Source organism: Seonamhaeicola sp. ABD4_175, from assembly GCF_056160885.1.
In genome coordinates this window covers 322,310-340,204 of sequence record NZ_JBSWYC010000001.1, presented here as the reverse complement: position 1 = coordinate 340,204, position 17,895 = coordinate 322,310, and the positions used below count along the sequence as shown (strand labels likewise).

16 protein-coding genes are annotated in these 17,895 nt (G+C 31.2%); 4 read left to right on the top strand and 12 right to left on the bottom strand.

Annotated elements, in window-relative coordinates:
- Positions 1–104: 104 nt before the first annotated feature.
- Positions 105–1,112, top strand: coding sequence for a tetraacyldisaccharide 4'-kinase (gene lpxK, locus ACXAG4_RS01375; protein ID WP_475294285.1), 1,008 nt, complete (start codon positions 105–107; stop codon positions 1,110–1,112).
- On the opposite strand, the gene ACXAG4_RS01370 is transcribed toward lpxK, so the two are convergent.
- The 7 genes from ACXAG4_RS01370 to ACXAG4_RS01340 form a co-directional block, all read right to left on the bottom strand.
- Positions 1,099–3,306: an ATP-binding protein gene (locus ACXAG4_RS01370; RefSeq protein ID WP_475294284.1), complete on the bottom strand. Its 2,208-nt coding sequence runs from the start codon at positions 3,304–3,306 to the stop codon at positions 1,099–1,101. The genes lpxK and ACXAG4_RS01370 overlap by 14 nt on opposite strands.
- A 65-nt stretch (positions 3,307–3,371) precedes the next feature.
- The gene (gene gap, locus ACXAG4_RS01365) at positions 3,372–4,388 is read right to left on the bottom strand and encodes a type I glyceraldehyde-3-phosphate dehydrogenase (RefSeq protein ID WP_475294283.1); all 1,017 of its coding nucleotides are present in this window, start codon (positions 4,386–4,388) and stop codon (positions 3,372–3,374) included.
- A gap of 6 nt (positions 4,389–4,394) precedes the next feature.
- Positions 4,395–5,273, bottom strand: coding sequence for a lipoyl synthase (gene lipA, locus ACXAG4_RS01360; RefSeq protein WP_475294282.1), 879 nt, complete (start codon positions 5,271–5,273; stop codon positions 4,395–4,397).
- Positions 5,274–5,320: 47 nt separating this feature from the next.
- Positions 5,321–6,565 carry an NRAMP family divalent metal transporter gene (locus tag ACXAG4_RS01355; protein WP_475294281.1) on the bottom strand — a complete coding sequence of 415 codons (1,245 nt, stop codon included), beginning with the start codon at positions 6,563–6,565 and terminating at the stop codon, positions 5,321–5,323.
- A complete protein-coding gene (locus ACXAG4_RS01350; RefSeq protein WP_475294280.1) occupies positions 6,562–7,110 on the bottom strand; it encodes an RNA polymerase sigma factor in 549 nt (182 codons plus the stop codon). Before ACXAG4_RS01350 ends, ACXAG4_RS01355 begins: the two co-directional genes overlap by 4 nt.
- The gene (locus ACXAG4_RS01345) at positions 7,101–8,213 is read right to left on the bottom strand and encodes a glycosyltransferase (RefSeq protein WP_475294279.1); all 1,113 of its coding nucleotides are present in this window, start codon (positions 8,211–8,213) and stop codon (positions 7,101–7,103) included. The genes ACXAG4_RS01350 and ACXAG4_RS01345 overlap by 10 nt, the downstream gene beginning before the upstream one ends.
- 5 nt (positions 8,214–8,218) lie before the next feature.
- Positions 8,219–8,422 (bottom strand): membrane or secreted protein, encoded by a 204-nt coding sequence (locus ACXAG4_RS01340; RefSeq protein ID WP_475294278.1) that lies wholly within the window; start codon positions 8,420–8,422, stop codon positions 8,219–8,221.
- Between the two features lie 133 nt (positions 8,423–8,555).
- Here ACXAG4_RS01340 and ACXAG4_RS01335 point away from each other — a divergent pair, with 133 nt between their 5' ends.
- A complete protein-coding gene (locus ACXAG4_RS01335) occupies positions 8,556–9,389 on the top strand; it encodes a mechanosensitive ion channel family protein (RefSeq protein WP_475294277.1) in 834 nt (277 codons plus the stop codon).
- 76 nt (positions 9,390–9,465) lie between these two features.
- On the opposite strand, the gene ACXAG4_RS01330 is transcribed toward ACXAG4_RS01335, so the two are convergent.
- From ACXAG4_RS01330 to ACXAG4_RS01315, 4 genes are read right to left on the bottom strand one after another with little or no spacing between them, the layout of a single operon-like run.
- The gene (locus ACXAG4_RS01330; protein WP_475294276.1) at positions 9,466–10,254 is read right to left on the bottom strand and encodes an anti-sigma factor domain-containing protein; all 789 of its coding nucleotides are present in this window, start codon (positions 10,252–10,254) and stop codon (positions 9,466–9,468) included.
- Positions 10,255–10,266: 12 nt separating this feature from the next.
- Positions 10,267–10,797: an RNA polymerase sigma factor gene (locus ACXAG4_RS01325; RefSeq protein ID WP_475294275.1), complete on the bottom strand. Its 531-nt coding sequence runs from the start codon at positions 10,795–10,797 to the stop codon at positions 10,267–10,269.
- A gap of 54 nt (positions 10,798–10,851) precedes the next feature.
- Positions 10,852–11,865 (bottom strand): UDP-N-acetylmuramate dehydrogenase, encoded by a 1,014-nt coding sequence (gene murB, locus ACXAG4_RS01320; protein ID WP_475294274.1) that lies wholly within the window; start codon positions 11,863–11,865, stop codon positions 10,852–10,854.
- Positions 11,865–13,055 (bottom strand): pyridoxal phosphate-dependent aminotransferase, encoded by a 1,191-nt coding sequence (locus tag ACXAG4_RS01315; protein ID WP_475294273.1) that lies wholly within the window; start codon positions 13,053–13,055, stop codon positions 11,865–11,867. Before ACXAG4_RS01315 ends, murB begins: the two co-directional genes overlap by 1 nt.
- 126 nt (positions 13,056–13,181) lie before the next feature.
- On the opposite strand from ACXAG4_RS01315, the gene ACXAG4_RS01310 reads away from it, so the two are divergent.
- Complete coding sequence (locus ACXAG4_RS01310) at positions 13,182–14,507, top strand: retropepsin-like aspartic protease (protein WP_475294272.1); 1,326 nt, start codon at positions 13,182–13,184, stop codon at positions 14,505–14,507.
- Between the two features lie 54 nt (positions 14,508–14,561).
- Here ACXAG4_RS01310 and ACXAG4_RS01305 read toward each other — a convergent pair whose 3' ends face one another.
- Entirely contained in the window at positions 14,562–14,993 is a 432-nt protein-coding gene (locus ACXAG4_RS01305) for a DUF1573 domain-containing protein (protein ID WP_475294271.1), read from the bottom strand.
- Positions 14,994–15,230: 237 nt separating this feature from the next.
- Between ACXAG4_RS01305 and ACXAG4_RS01300 the strand changes: the two genes are divergently transcribed.
- Positions 15,231–17,867 (top strand): valine--tRNA ligase, encoded by a 2,637-nt coding sequence (locus ACXAG4_RS01300; RefSeq protein WP_475294270.1) that lies wholly within the window; start codon positions 15,231–15,233, stop codon positions 17,865–17,867.
- Positions 17,868–17,895 lie beyond the last annotated feature (28 nt).

Genomic DNA, 17,895 nt, shown 5'->3' with positions numbered 1-17,895 from the left:
AAACAAATATAAAATATTTACTTTGCCTTTATAAAGCAATTCGCCAAAGTTAACAGCCTTGTTATGTTGCAAAGCACAATTATTTTAATATTGAATACCGTTACATGAAAATAGTGAGATACATTTTATTACCCATTGTGCCTGTTTACTATGTAATTACTTGGCTTAGAAATAAGCTTTATGATTTTGGTGTAAAAACATCAACAGCATATAGTACTCCTATTATTTGCGTTGGAAATTTAAGTGTTGGTGGCACTGGTAAAACCCCAATGATAGAGTATTTAATTTCTATTTTGAAAAACCATTATACAGTAGCCACATTGAGCAGAGGTTACAAACGAAAAACAAAAGGTTTTGTTTTGGCAGATTATACAAGTAATGCCGAAACTATTGGCGATGAACCTTTTCAGTTTTACCATAAATACAAAGACGATGTTTTGGTGGCGGTTGATGCTAACCGAAATAATGGTATTAAAAATTTATTACTTCATAAAAATAAGCCTGAAGTTATTTTGCTAGATGATGCTTTTCAGCATAGAAAAGTTAAAGCGGGTTTTAATATTTTGTTAACCACCTATGCTAATCCGTATTTTAATGACATTGTTTTGCCAACGGGTAATTTACGCGAGCCTAAAAGTGGTGCTAAAAGGGCAAATATTATTATTGTAACTAAAAGCCCAGAAAATTTAACAGAAGCAAATAAAAGGCAGTATTTAAATAAAATAAAGCCCAAACCTTACCAAAACGTATTTTTTAGTAGTATTAACTATGCCAATTCAGTATATACTGAGAAAACTAGTAAATATCTTGACAGTTTTGAGCAATTTACTTTGGTTACAGGTATAGCAAACGCTACACCATTAGTGAGTTTTTTAAATAAGAAGGGATTGAAATTTAAGCACTTAAACTTTAAAGATCATTATGATTTTACAAAAAGTGATGTTGAAAATTTAAATAAAGAAACCGTAATTATTACTACAGAAAAAGATTTTATGCGTTTAAAACAATATGAAATTTTAAAAGATAAATTGTTTTATTTACCAATTACAATAACTTTAAATGATGCTAATACGTTTAATAATTTAGTTGAAAATTATATTAAGAAGCAGTAGCCGAGGTGTTTTCTTGTTTAGCAGCTAAAGCATTAAATAGTTTTTTCTCAAACTCTTCTTGCTTAAATGGTTTAGGAATTATATCTGTAAAGCCTGCATCTTCAAATTCTTGCATTTTATCTTCAATAGTAACCGCTGTAAGGGCAAATATGGTAAGTTCTTTATCAAAGGTGCGTACTATTTTTGTAGCCTCAATACCGCTAATTCCTGGCATGTGTATATCCATTAAAATTATGTTGTAATTGTTGGCTTTAATCATATCTACAGCATCTTCGCCATTATCAACAATATCACAATTTAAAGACATTTTGGTAAGTATTTTTTTAGTGATCATTTGGTTTATTTTGTTGTCTTCAACCACTAAAATTTTAACTTTTGTAAGGTCTAATTTTTCTTTTTTCTTTTCAAAGAATGATTGTTTTTCTTCCTCTTCTTCTTTAACTTCAGTGTATTCTAAAGGAATATCAAAGAAAAATGTTGTGCCTTCACCTAACTCACTTTTTACATGAATTTCACCTTTTAAAATATCAATTAAACCTTTAACAATAGATAAGCCTAAACCTGTACCACCATATTTACGGTTTATTTGAATAGAACCTTGGTTAAAGCTTTCAAACATATTGTCTTGTTTTTCTTGGCTAATACCAATACCATTATCTTCAACTTCAAACCTAAGGGTGTACATTTTATCTTTTACTTCCATTTGATAAACTCTTATCCAAATATCACCATCTTTAGTGAATTTTATTGAGTTACCAATAAGGTTTATAAGTATTTGCGATATTTTAATTTGGTCTGCAATAAAGTTTTCAGGTAAGTTTTTATCAAACTCAAAGTGCACTTGTACGTTATTATCCTCGGCCGAATTGTTAAGTGCTAAAATAATATTGTTTATTTTTTTCTTTAGGTTGAAAGGCTCTGTTTCAAGCTCTACTTTATTGGCTTCAATTTTATTAATTTGAAGAATATCATTAATGAAAGTTAACAGATAATCTCCTGAAAATTTTAACGATTTTAAATGCTGAATTTGCTCTGGCTTTGGGTTTTCTTCTAAAAGCATATTACTTAAACCAGTTACAGCATAGAGTGGTGTACGTAACTCATGTGTAACTGTTGATAGGAAATTAGCTTTGGTTCTTGATGCTAATTCAGCTCTTTCTTTAGCAATAATAAGTTCTCCATTTTTTTTATGAAGCATATTATTTGTTTTTAACCTTATGTTATTGTTTTTGTATAAAGACAAAGTTAAAAGTGATAAAATTGTAATTAATGCAACACTTAAAATAGATATTAGAGTTCTAACACCATCATCTTCTTCTTCTTCAATTGCTTGGGCCTCAAGTTCTTTAATTCTATCATTTTTTTCATTTAAAAGAAACTGGGCTTCTTGTACTTTTGTTGAGCTTAAGCGTGTTAAATTTCTAATAGAATCTGAAAGTACAAGATGGTTATTTAAATAGTTTCTACTTAATTTATAATTACCAACAGTATTGTGTAAATTACTTAATGTTAAATATGCATCATTTAAAATTGAAGTGTAATTGTAGTGTTTTGCAATTTGCAAACCTTCGTTTGCTAACTGTAATGCTTTTTGGTTATCGCCTAATTTACTGTAAACAATGGCGTGATTTACAAGGCCTTCACTTAAGATTTTAGGTGTATTTGTTTTTTTTGCAATAGCTGTAGACTGCTCAATTAAAGCACGGGCTTTACTGTAATTTTTTAAAGTAATATAGGTTTTGCCTTCTAAGAGTAAAGTTTGGGCAACGCCAATTTCATCATCTTCTTGTTCAAATAAATTTTTAGCAGATTTGAAATAATCTGTAGCTTGGTTATAATCATTTTTACTAATGTAAACTTCGGCAAGTGCTTGGTAGGCTTCAGCTAAATTGGCATCATCTTTATTTTCTCTATGTACTCTTATAGCTTCTGTTAAAGATTTTATGGCATTATCTTGTTCTTCTATAATTAATTGTAGTTTGCCAATTATGGTATAAATAACCCCAATACTTTTTTTGTTCTTGTGTTTTTCAGCAAGATTAAGGGCTTCATCTAAATTTTTTTGTGCCTCACGATAATTGAACGTTTCTAAATGGTTATTAGCTTGTTCAATATGGTGATTAATGCTATTTTGTGCAAGTTCTGGGTCTTCATCAATACTTATTTGAGACCACCCGAAAACACTTGTTAACATTAATAATACGAGAGTATAATGCTTAAGTTGGGACATTTCATTTCATTATATAATGACAAATATAATTATTTTATCGATAAAGAACACATTTTTTCCGATAAATTGCAAATTAAATCTATAATTCTTTTAGAATAGCCACTTTCATTGTCATACCAACCTATTATTTTTACCATATTACCTATTACTGATGTCATTTGAGCATCAAAAATACAAGAATGGGTATTGCCAATAATATCTATGGAAACTATTGGGTCTTCGGTATATTCTAAAATTTCTTTATAATTTGTGTTAGCAGCTTCTTTAAAGGCATTATTTATGTCGTTTATAGTAACGGTTCTTTTTACATTAAACGTAATATCTGTTAATGAGCCATTAATAACAGGTACGCGTATGCCACAACCGCCAATAACGCTAGATAGCGTTGGGAAAATTTTTGTTAAAGCTTTGGCTGCACCCGTGGTTGTAGGCACTATTGATTGGCCAGCAGCACGTGAGCGCCTTAAATCACGGTGTGGTTGGTCATGCAAACTTTGGTCTGTTGTGTATGAATGTACTGTAGTTATGTAGGCTTGGTCAATGCCACATAAATTATTTACAATATCAATCATAGGTGCAGCATTGTTTGTGGTGCATGATGCGTTTGATACTATGGTTTCGCTACCATCAATTGATTGATCATTTACGCCTAAAACAATGGTTTTAATATCGTCTTCTAGTGGCGGAACACTTAAAATAACTTTTTTTGCACCGTTAGAGATATGATGTTGTAAATCTAATTTTGTTTTAAATTTACCAGTAGATTCAATTACAAAATCTACATTGTACGGTAGCCAATTTATGTTTATTGGATGTTTTTCAGATAAAAGCGGAATATGCGTGTTATTTACAATTATTTCATTTTCATCATAAGTAATTGTGCCATTAAAAATACCATGAATACTATCGTATTTTAATAAATGACTTAGCGTTTTAGCATCGGCCAAATCATTTATAGCCACAACTTTTATAGTGTTATGGTTTTGAAGAAGTCTAAAAACACGCCTGCCAATTCTACCAAAACCATTAATTGCAACAGTAATCATTCTATTTTAATTAATATGTTTTTGTGCTCTGTAAGAAGAACGCACAAGTGCACTACTTTCAACATGGCGAAACCCTAAGCTCAATCCAATTTCTTCGTATTCTTTAAATTGATCTGGGTTTATAAACTGTTTAACAGGTAAATGTTTTTTACTTGGTTGTAGGTATTGGCCAATTGTAACAACATCAACATCGTTTTCTTTTAAATCGTGTAGTGTTTCAATAACTTCTTCTCTAGTTTCACCCAAACCAAGCATAATACCAGATTTTGTACGTCTTTGTCCGGCTTTTTTTAGGTATTTAAGCACACCCATACTTCGGTCATATTGCGCTTGTATACGTACTTCGCGCGTTAAACGTCTTACTGTTTCAATATTATGCGAAACTACTTCAGGAGCTACATCAACAATTCTATCAATATGTTGTTCAATACCTTGAAAATCTGGAATTAAAGTTTCCATTGTTGTTTCAGGATTCATGCGTCTTACAGCTTTAACAGTTTCGGCCCACATAATGCTTCCCATATCTTTTAAATCATCTCTATCAACACTTGTTAAAACAGCGTGTTTAATTTTCATTAATTTAATAGAGCGTGCCACTTTTTCGGGTTCATCCCAATCAACGGTTTCCGGTCTGCCTGTTTTAACACCACAAAAACCGCAAGAACGTGTACAAATGTTGCCTAAAATCATGAAGGTAGCGGTACCTTCACCCCAACACTCGCCCATATTAGGGCAACTGCCTGATGTGCAAATGGTATTAAGTTTATATTTATCTACAAGGCCTCTTAACTCTGTGTACTTTTTACCCGTTGGAAGTTTAACACGTAACCATTTTGGTTTAGGTTGTCTTTCGGGTAATATATTAGATAATGTTTCTTTTTGCATAGTAAAAAAATGAAAACACAAAGATACGAAGTATTCTTTACAAAAAGCTATAATGTGGTGAGATACCAAATGCTAAAACCTATTAAAAATATAATACCACACCAGCTTAAAATACGTAAGGTTTTATTTGGGTGCCATTGTTTTGGTGTGTGCTTGCTAGTTATTAATTTATAATTAATTATGGCATAAAAAGGAGCGGTTATAAATGATAATACGGTGGCTATTTTTATAAGCAAACCCATTTCTGAAGCTAAGAATAAAAAAATGAAAATAGTTCCAATAAAAAGTAGTATAATCCAGAAATTATAGTTTTTTAAGGTTTTGTTTGTGAAAAGAAGTTGACTGGTTTTAGCCATGGTTCTGGGTGATGCATCTAAAGTAGTTAGGGTGGTGCTAAACATGGTTGTAAATGCAGCAATGGCAATTATAATATATGCCCAATTACCTAATGTATTTGCATACATATTTATTAATTGGTTAGCAAATTTACTAGCAGAATTACTAAAAGTTTCGCCACTATTAAACATAACTAACGCGCCTAAAAGTAAAAAACCAAAGCCTAAAATTAGTGTACATATGTAGCCAATATTAAAATCGAATAATGCCAATTTTACGTTTACCTTACCAACTTCTCGTTGTTTTTCTACGGCCCAAAGGGATTGCCATACAGACACATCTAAGGGGGCAGGCATCCAACCCATAAAAGCAATTAAAAACGTAATTTCAATAGTGTTTTTTGGTAAAACCTGATTGAAAGATATTGGTGTGTTTGTTGTGTTTAAAGCAATACTAACAGCAGCAATAGTACTTATTGTTAGGGTAATTATAATTATTTTCATTAGTCGGTCTAATAATTTGTATTTACCTACAATGAGTAAAAAGAAACAAACTATTAAAACTATAATGGTCCAAGTTTCAATACTACTAACAGTTTTATTTCCAATGCTAAAAGCGCTAAAATTTCCAAACAAATTTGAAGCTAAACCAGCTGTTACAATGGTTACGGCTGTTTGAATGGTAAACATAGTGGCAATATTTAATATGTAGTAAGTTATTAAAACACCTTTGCCTAATTGTTTATAACCATCAAGCAAACTTTTGCCAGTGGCAGCTACAAAGCGAGGGCCAAATTGAAAAAACGGATACTTAAAAATATTTACAAGCGCCAAAGCCCAAAGTAAGCCCAATCCAAAATTTGCACCAGCTCTGGTTGATTGTACCAAATGAGAAACACCTATGGCAGCACCGGCAAATAAAATTCCCGGACCTAAGTTTTTAAGTTTAAAAATCATGGTGTTTTTTTAATGACCTCGGCTAGTAACTTTTTTGCACGTAACAATTTTACTTTTACGTTGTTAATAGGTTCTTTAAGCTCTTCGGAAATTTCTTTGTAACTAAGCTCTTGAAAATAACGCAGGTTAATAACCTTTTGGTAATGCGGTTTTAGTTTTTTTATATCCTTTAGAAGTTTAGATAAATTTTGTTCTGTAATGAGTTTATCTTCGGCAGAAGGAGATTCATCTAAAATTTGATAAACAGATTTATCATCATTTGAAATAACTTGCGAAATTGATGTTTTTTTCTTTCTAATTAAATCAATATGAATGTTTTTTGAAATGGTAATTAGCCAAGTTTTAAACGTGTAATTTTCATCAAAAGTTTCAATTCTATCAAATGCTCTAGAAAATGTTCTAATAGCAATATCTTCGGCATCATTTTCATTTTGAATTCGTTTTAGCTGAAATCCATAAACATCATCCCAGAAAGTATCAAGTAGAAAATTAAACGCTTTTTGGTCGTTAGCTTTAGCGCGTTTAATAGCTTCGTTTATTTCCAATGGTTAGGTTTTGAAATAATATTGTTTATAAATATAGTTAATTGCATTGTAACTAAAAAAACTTCTAAAACCGGAAGTAAAATGATAAGATCTTTTTCTAGTAATTTTTTTGCTGAAGCGCCATAAACAAAATACATAATTATAAATCTAATTAAAAAGAGCGTTAAAACTATTTGCCAATTATAAGTAATTGCTAACAAAATTGTGGATAAAATCCAAAATAGTAGGGTAGAAGTGTATATTAAAGCAAGTAGTATTTTATGAATTGTTTTATAATGCTTAGCGGTTGATATATGTCTTCTCTTCTGTTTAAACCAAGTTTTAAAGCTAGTTTTAGGCACAGATTTGGTGAAACTTTCTTTGGTAAAACAAATGGCCGTGTTTTTTTTTGTAGCTACTTGGTTTACAAACAAGTCATCATCACCAGAGCGCACTTTTATATGGTTTATAAAACCATTGGCTTTAAAAAAAGCAGCTTTGGTATATGCTAAATTACGGCCAACACCCATGTATGGCAAGCCTATTTTTGCAAATGAAAAGTATTGAATAGCTGTAACTAAAGTTTCAAACCTAATGAGCTTGTTTAAAAATGATTTTTTTATCCTTTTGTAAGCACCATAACCCAAAACTATTTGTGTGCTTTCATTAAAATGAGCAGTCATTTCTTGTATCCAGTTGTTTGTAACTGGTTTGCAATCGGCATCAGTAAACAATAAATAATCATGTTTTGATGCTTTTATGCCTAAAGTAAGCGCATATTTTTTGTTGCCCCAAAAGGCTTCAACATTTTTTACGTTTACAATTTTTATGTTGTTATGTTGGCTTGCAAAATGCTCAATAACATCTAAAGTATCATCTTTTGAAGCATCATTTATGAGTACTATTTCAAAATCTGGATAATTTTGATTTATTACAGAAGGAAGAAATTGCTTTAAATTTTCAGCTTCGTTTTTGGCACAAATTATTACTGATACCGGAAAGGTTTTATGCGTATTGTTTTGAGTTTTTAAATATGAAAAGCGGCTAAAAATTAGCGTGTAAAAAATAACTTGAATAGAAACTATAGCAATAAATGCATAGTAAATAACATCAAGTATTATCATATAAATTATGAGTGTTGAGGTTCGCTACAGTCTGCGAATTGATCTGGTGTTTTTCCGCAAAAACCACAGGCTTCACCGTCTTTATTTAGCATAGGGTTTTGGCTTGCACAAGTTCCAGCAAATTTACCATCTTTTTTGGCCCATATTTTTATGGCTATACCTGCTACAGCTAAAGCCAAAATACCAGTTGTAATTAAAAAAAGTTTCATGCTTAAATTTTGTACAAAGATACATATAGAAAACAAACTATTCTAACTTTTTTTTGTTTTGATTTTGTGACTTTATTAAAAAAAAGTGTCAGATAATATGTATAAATATTACTAACCAATAAATAAAATTATCATGGAACAAATTTCAGAATCTTTACAAAGTTTTTTCTCATCTATATCTTCAGGTTTAGGTGATTGGGGTTTAAAATTAATAGGTGCTATAGCAGCATTAATAATAGGGCTTTACGTTATTAGAATAGCAATGAAGGCGCTATCAAAATTGTTTGATGTAAAAAAGATTGATGGAACATTACAACCTTTTTTACTAACCACCATTGGGTTTATTTTAAAATTATTACTAATAATATCTATAGCAGGCATTGTTGGTGTGCCAATTGCATCATTTGCAGCCATTTTAGCTGGTGTTGGTGTTGCTATTGGGGCTGCATTTAATGGTTCATTGGGCCATATAGCTTCTGGTATTATGTTATTAATTTTTAGACCTTTTAGAGTGGGCGATTTAATAAAAACCAATGGTGCGTTTGGTTTTGTTAAAGAAATATCAGTGTTTGTTACAGTTATTGAAACATTTCAAAATGAAACAGAAATTATACCAAACTCTTCAATTACAGCTAACAAAATTACTAATTTAACTAAGGTAGGTAATTTACGTGTAGATATGCCTTTTGCTATTAGATACGGGGCCGATATTAATAAAGCTAAACAAATAGTTTTAGATGTACTAAATAATGATGAAAATGTGCTAAAAGATGAAAAATTAAAAGCTAGAGTTGCCGTAAATAACTTAGGCGAAAATAGTGTAGAGCTTTTAGCATTGCCTTATGTTAACTGTGAAAACTATTGGGATGTTTATTGGGATACGCGCCAAAATATAGTTGAAGCTTTAGGTAAAGCTAATTATGAAGCACCATTGCCACAACGTGTTGTTACAATGGTTAACAAATAAATAATAATTATTAAGCATAAAAAAAGGTTGTTTTTTAATAAAACAACCTTTTTTATTTATTGAAATTTTTAAAACTCTATTGCAAACTAATTTCGGCAACTTCGTTTTCTAACGATGCTATTTTATTACCACCTTTATGTTCAATAGTTATTTTTAGTGCTAAAGCATCTTCGGCGTAAGGTATAGACATTAATTTTCTATCGGCTTCATTTAAAATACCTAGGCTTACCATTTTATCTTGTACTTCGGCCCAAATTTGGTAACATTGCTCTTCTGGTAATTCTGGTAAAGATACCACATCAATCATTGATGTTTTTTCTTTTGGGTTTATGTAAGCAACTGTTTTTAAATCTTTAGCACGCTCATTACCATTAATAATGTATTTTGCAGTTTCAGGATTGTTAAGTTTTAACAATTGGCGCATTACATCATCTAAAGCTTTGCGGTTTTTTTCAATATCGCCTCTTAAATCAAAAATTTCTTCATCTACAACAACGGTATCTTGTCGTAATTTTTGTGTCTGATCATAAAAGTAAATAGATGTACCAGCAAAAATAAAGGCAGCTATACTAGCGGCTACACTAAATTTATACCATTTTTTATATTTGCTAGTGCTGTTTAATTTAACAACAGGAGCATCATCTAATTCATCTAAAATATTATTTAAAATATGTTTAGGAGCCTCTACAGCATTGGTTTTAGCAATTATTTCTAAGTTTTGCTGTAAGGTGTTGTAAGCATTCTGTACTTCTGGATATTTTTCAATATAAGTTTCAACCATTTCAGTGTTAGCTGAAGTGGTTTCACCTATTAGATATTTTTCTAAAAGGCCAGAATTTAAGAATGTTGAAATCTTTTCATTCATGACTTTCTTTAGTTAAGGGTTATAAATTTTTTTTAGTTCTCGTAATCCTATTTTTAATCTGGATTTTATAGTACCCAGCGGAATATTTAATTCTTCACTGGCTTCTTGCTGCGTCATGCCCTCAAAAAACAGGGCGTTTATTACAACTTGATATTTTTCTTCAAGAGTGCCTAGGTGTTTTTTTAAATCTAAAACATCTTGATTTATGCTATCTGCTGTATATGTATATACGACAGATGTATCAATTTGGACTTCATTACCGCTTTTGTTTTTTTGCGATCTTACTTTATCAATTGCGGTATTGTAAGCAATTCTATATAACCAAGTAAAAAGTTTGGCTTTACTAGCGTCATATTTCTTGGCATAACGCCAAATTTTAACAAAACTTTCCTGAAGCACATCTTGTGCTGTTTCATCATCTGATATTATCTTTTTAATAACACCAAACAGCGCATCGGCATAGTTTTCATAAAGCAAAGAAATAGCCTTTTTATTGCCTGCTTTTAGTAGAGACACTATTTCTTTTTCAATAGGAGATGTCAAGATATATATTGTTTGTTAAAAATTAATATTCCAAAGGTAACATTTACTTTTAAATTATAATATGTTTACTTCAGCTTCAATTGAAATATTAAATAATCGTTTTACTGTTTCTTGTATTGTTTTTGATAACTTTAAAATATCACTACCCTTAGCATTGCCATAATTAACAAGTACTAAGGCTTGCTTATTGTGTACACCATAATTGCCAAAGCGTTTGCCTTTAAAGCCTGCTTGCTCAATTAGCCAACCCGCTGGTACTTTTACTTGTGTACTAGAAATTGGGTAACTTGGTATGTTTTCAAAATTGCTTTTTAGTGTGTTAAAATGTGTTGCCGAAATAACGGGGTTTTTAAAAAAACTACCGCTATTACCAATTATTTTAGGGTTTGGTAATTTACTTTCGCGAATAGAAATTACTGCTTTTGAAACATCTTGTATGGTTGGGTTTTTAATACCCATATTTTCAAGTTCTGAAGTTATTGCACCATAATTTATGTGTAAAGTGTGATGTTTTTTGGTGAGTTTAAAGGTAACATTAGTAATTACATAGTTGCCTTTTTCTTCTTGTTTAAAAACCGAATTGCGGTAACCAAAATTACAAGCCTGTTTACTAAAAGTTTTAGTGGTTTGGTTTTTAATTGAAATAGCTTCGCATGAAACAAAAATATCTTTTAACTCAACACCGTAAGCGCCAATATTTTGTATAGGTGCTGTGCCAACATTACCTGGTATTAATGATAGGTTTTCAATACCGCCATAATTATTGTTTAAGCACCAAAGCACAAACGTATGCCAGTTAGTACCAGCATTTGCTTTTATGGTTACAAAATTGTCATCTTCAGTAACAACTTCAATACCTTTAATATTTACATGAATTACTAAACCATCAAAATTTTTGGTTAGTAGCATATTACTACCGCCACCAAGTAATAATTTGTTTGGGTAGTTTTCTAGTTTTAAAACATCAATAAGCGCTTTAGCACTTGTAACAGATGTAAAGTATTTTGCATTTACATCAATACCAAATGTGTTGTAAGGTTTTAAAGATATGTTTTGTTGTATGTGCACTAGTTGTTGTAAACTTTTAAAGCTTCTTTTATAATATTTACAGCTTTTACTAAACTTCTTCTGTTAAGTACGTAAGCAATTCTTATTTGGTTTTTTCCAAGACCTGCTGATGAGTAAAAACCACTTGCAGGAGCTACCATAACCGTTTCGTTATCTACATCAAAATGTTCTAAAAGCCATTGGGCAAAATGATCTGAATCTTTTACAGGTAATTCTGCAATACAATAAAAAGCACCTTTTGGTGTAGATACTCTAATGCCTTCAATTTTATGCAATTCTTCAATAAGTGTGTTGCGCCTTTTAATATATTTACTTTTTACATCTTCAAAATAACTTTGTGGTGTGCCTAATGCGGCTTCACTTGCTATTTGTGCGTAAGTTGGTGGGCTTAACCTTGCTTGGGCAAATTTTAAAACGGTATGCCTAACGGTTTCATTTCGTGTAACTAAACAACCAACTCTTGCACCACACATACTGTAACGTTTAGATACTGAATCTATCATTATAGTATGTTCATCTAAACCTTCTAATTCTAAAATAGAGTAGTGTGAATTTCCATCATAAGTAAATTCACGATATACTTCATCTGAAATTAAAAATAAATCATGGCGCTTAACAATATCGGCTAATTGCTTAATTTCTTTTTCAGAATATAAACAACCTGTAGGGTTTCCTGGGTTGCAAATCATTATAGCCTTTGTTTTAGGCGTAATTAATTTTTCAAATTCTTCAATAGCAGGAAGCGCAAAATTATCATCAATATTAGAAACAATTGGCACAACTTTTACACTTGCCGAAGTTGCAAAGGCAATGTAGTTTGCATAAAAAGGTTCGCAAATAATGACTTCGTCATCAACATCCATAATACTGCCAAAAATAAAAGCAATGGCTTCACTGGCTCCAGTGGTAACAACAATGTCTTGGTTGGTAACCTTTATATTGTGTTGGCTGTAATAATTGGCTAGTTTATTTCTATAAGTTTCTGAGCCTTCAGAACGTGAATATGATAAAATTTCAACATCGTTTTCTTTTACAGCCTTTAAGGCAACTTCAGGTGTTTTAATATCTGGTTGCCCAATATTTAGGTGATATATATGTTTACCGTTTTTTATAGCTTTTTCAGCAAACGGTACAAGTTTTCTAATTGGTGATTCTGGCATTAACTGCCCTTTTTTAGATATTTTTGGCATCTAATTTTAAATTTAGTGTGCAAATTTGAGAAATTTTTATTAAAAAGAAGAGTGAAAGTACTAGACTATTTAAAAGATTTGTAAATTGATAGTATGATTGTTAGGTGCTTTTTAAATAAAAAATGCTTGCTTTTTTTCTGTTTAATTAATGTTTTTGCTGTTGGTTTGTTTGCACAAAGTAAATTTATTATTCAAAATAAAAAGCAATCTGATAAAATACGTTTCAAATTAATACACAATTTAATTGTTGTACCTGTTGAAGTTAACGGTGTAGAATTATCGTTTATTTTAGATACCGGTGTTAGTAAACCTATAATTTTTAATTTTTTAAACGGAGCCGATACTTTAAAAGTTAAAAATACCGAAACACTTTTTTTACGTGGTTTAGGTGATGGAGCTCCGGTTGAGGCCTTAAAATCTTCAAATAATATTTTCAAAATTGGTGAAGCCATTAATATAGACCAGAATTTGTTTGCCATTTTTGGATTAGAAATAAATTTTGCATCAAGATTGGGCATACCAATTCATGGTATTATTGGGTTAGATTTGTTTAAAGATTTTATTGTTGAAATTAATTACAGAGCTAAACACATTAGGTTATTTGAGCCTAATACTTATAACTATAAAACATGCAAAAAATGCGAACGTTTTAATTTAGAATTTTATAATGATAAGCCATACATAAATGCACATGTAAATATTCAAAATAAAAAAATACCCGTTAAACTTTTAATAGATTCTGGTGGAAGTGATAGTTTATGGTTGTTTGAAGATGATACTATTGGGATACAATCTGGTAACGCATTTTTTAGAGATTTTTTAGGGCATGGGTTAAGTGGTAGTGTTTATGGAAAACGTACTAAGGTTGATACTTTTTATTTAAAAAATTTTAAATTGAAAAATGCTAATGTAGCCTATCCTGATGCTACTTCAATAGCTTTTGCTAAACGCGTAAAAGAAAGAAATGGTAGTATTGCTGGAAATATTTTAAAGCGTTTTAATGTTATTGTAGATTATAAAAACTCATTGCTAACGCTTAAAAAAAATGCCAATTTTAAAGATGAGTTTAGATATAATAAAAGCGGTTTAGAGTTGGCACACAGCGGTGTTAGGTTTGTTAAAGAATATGATAATACCTCTTTTAAATACAAAGAAAATAGAGGGTTAAGTAAAGCTAGCGATGGCGTTAATGTTGTTTTAAATAAAACCTATCGTGTGGCGTTAAAACCAGCTTATGCTATTGTTGAGCTTCGGGAAAATTCACCAGCAAAAAAAGTAGGATTACAAAAAGGCGATGTTATTTTAGCAATAAATGGTAAAACTACGCATCAATTAAAACTACAACAAATAATGCATTTGTTTTATGGTAATACAGGTAAACTTATAAAGCTTAAAGTAGAAAGAGGTAATACTGTTTTAAGTTTTAATTTTAGGTTAGAAAAGCCTTATTAGTAAAAAAGGCCTAAACAATACGTTTAAGCCTTTAATTTATAGTGTATTGTACAATTAATTTTGAACAATGCTTTTATTTGTTTTCTGTAATACGCTAGCCTTATTAGTCTTAGAGTCTACAACTAAACCTTTAATTTTTAATGCAACTGTTGGTGTATCAGCATTAGAAATTACAGTAATAGTTTTTCTAATAGGGTTTACTCTGTTAGTATCATACTTTACTTTTATTTCTCCTGTTTTACCAGGCATAATAGGGTCTTTTGGTTTAGATGGAATGGTACATCCGCAAGATGATTTAACATCGGTAATAATTAAAGGTGCATCACCTGTATTTGTAAATTCAAATATACGCACACCATCAGATCCTTTTTCTATAGTGCCATAATCAATAGTATCAGTTTTAAACTTAATTTTAGCTACTTTGTCTTGGGCATTAACAGAAAAACTGATTAACCCGATAAATAAAATTGTAATTAATTGTTTCATTACGTTACGTTTTTAATTCTTTGGTAAACATAGTTACTTTCTCCATAACAAGCAAAATTATTAGACGAAATACAACTATATTAACATATTTAACTTCATTGAATGTACGTATTACTTTTCTGGTTTTGGTTATTACAATGTTAAAAATATAAGTTCTTTCAATTAGAACATAATAGTTTTCACAGAAAAAGAAATATAAGTACTTTTGCCAATTATTATTCAAAAACTATTCCAAACATGAGTATTCCATCAAAATACGATGCAAAACAGGTAGAAAATAAGTGGTACAGCTACTGGATGAAACATAATTATTTTCATTCTACACCAGACGAAAGAGAGCCGTACACTATTGTAATTCCGCCACCAAACGTCACAGGAGTACTGCACATGGGGCATATGTTGAATAATACTATTCAAGATGTGTTAATTCGTCGTGCCCGTTTACAAGGTAAAAATGCGTGTTGGGTACCAGGTACAGACCACGCATCTATTGCTACAGAAGCCAAAGTTGTTGCCAAATTAAAGGAACAAGGCATAGATAAAAACGATTTAACACGCGATGAATTTTTAAAACACGCTTGGGATTGGACGCACGAATATGGTGGCGTAATCCTTGAACAATTAAAAAAACTAGGGTGTTCTTGCGATTGGGATCGTACCAAGTTTACTATGGATGACGATATGAGCGAAGCCGTAATAAAAGTGTTTGTTGATTTATATAACAAAGGACTTATCTATCGCGGTTACCGTATGGTAAATTGGGATCCCGAAGCAAAAACAACCCTATCTGATGAAGAAGTTGAATACGTAGACAAGCAAGGAAAATTATACCATATAAAATATCAAATTGAAGGTAGCAACGAGACACTAACCATTGCTACAACGCGCCCTGAAACTATTTTGGGTGATTCGGCAATTTGTATTAATCCTGAAGACGAGCGTCATTTTAACCTAAAAGGAAAAAAAGCCATTGTGCCAATTTGTAATCGTGTAATTCCTATTATAGAAGACGATTATGTAGATGTTGAATTTGGAACTGGTTGTTTAAAAGTAACGCCAGCACATGACGAAAACGATAAGGTGTTAGGCGATAAGCATAACCTTGAAGTGATTGATATTTTTAATGAAGATGCTTCTTTAAACAGTTATGGTTTACATTACGAAGGAAAAGATCGATTTGAAGTTAGAAAAGAGATTATAAAAGAGCTTGAAAGTTTGGGTCTAATTGAAAAAATTGAAGACCATAATAACCGTGTTGGAATTTCAGAGCGTACCAAAGCCATTATCGAACCACGCTTAAGCGATCAATGGTTTTTAAAAATGGAAGCCTTAGTAAAACCAGCAATAGAAGCAGTTTTAGGTGAAAATGCCGATATAAAATTATTTCCTAAAAAGTTTGAAAACACCTATCGTCATTGGATGGAAAACATTCGCGATTGGAATATTTCGCGCCAATTACTTTGGGGACAACAAATTCCTGCGTTTTATTATGGCGATGGAAAAGAAGATTTTGTAGTTGCAGAAAATATCAATGATGCATTAAAGTTAGCGCAAGATAAAACAGGAAATTCTTCACTTAAAGCTGAAGATTTACGTCAAGAAACCGATGCCTTAGATACTTGGTTCTCATCATGGTTGTGGCCAATGTCGGTTTTTGATGGTATTCGTAATCCAGAAAACGAAGAAATTAAATACTATTACCCAACAAACGACTTGGTAACTGGTCCAGATATTTTATTCTTTTGGGTAGCACGTATGATTATTGCGGGTTACGAGTATAAAGATGAAAAACCTTTCCAGAATGTATATTTAACAGGATTAGTACGCGATAAGCAACGTCGTAAAATGAGTAAATCTTTAGGAAACTCACCAGATGCATTAAAACTTATTGAAGAATATAGCGCTGATGGTGTTCGTGTTGGCTTACTATTAAGTAGCGCAGCAGGAAACGATTTATTGTTTGACGAATCGTTATGCCAACAAGGAAAAGGTTTTGGTAACAAAATCTGGAATGCCTACCGTTTAGTTGATGGTTGGGAAGTATCAGAAACAATAGAACAACCAGAAGCAAGTAAAATAGCTATTGAATGGTACGAATCTAAATTCCAAAAAGCATTAATCGAGATAGAAGATCACTTTAGTAAATACCGTTTAAGCGATGCTTTAATGGCAATTTACAAGTTAATTTACGACGATTTTTGTGGCTGGTTATTAGAAATGGTAAAACCAGCATACCAACAACCAATTGATGCTAAAACGTACAACGCAATTATTTCAATTTTTGAAGATAATTTAAAAATTGTACATCCATTTATGCCATTTTTAACAGAAGATTTATGGCATTATATAAAAGATCGTACGCCAGAAGAAGCTCTAATTGTAGCGAGTTGGCCAACAGCAAAAGCAATAAACGAAACCTTGATTTCAGAATTTGATTTTGCTTCAGAAGTGATTTCAGGTATTCGTACTATTAGAAAAGAAAAGAACATTGCGTTTAAAGATGCGATAGGATTTTCGGTAATAAATAACGAAAAAACATCAACTACCTTTGATGCGATTATACAAAAAATGGGTAATCTTGAAGCGATTGAGTATGTAGATGAAGCGGTTGAAGGCGCATTAACTTTTAGAGTAAAATCTAACGAATATTTTGTACCAATGGTTGGCGCTATAGACGTTGAAGCCGAAATAAAAAAACTAACCGAAGAGTTAAATTATACTGAAGGTTTTTTAAAATCGGTACAGAAAAAACTATCTAACGAACGTTTTGTAAATAACGCACCAGAACAAGTTGTAGCTTCAGAAAAGAAAAAAGAAGCTGATGCTTTAGCTAAAATTGAAACACTTAAAGCAAGTTTAGCTAGTTTAAAGTAAAACGTAAATACTTGTTTTTTTCTTTCAT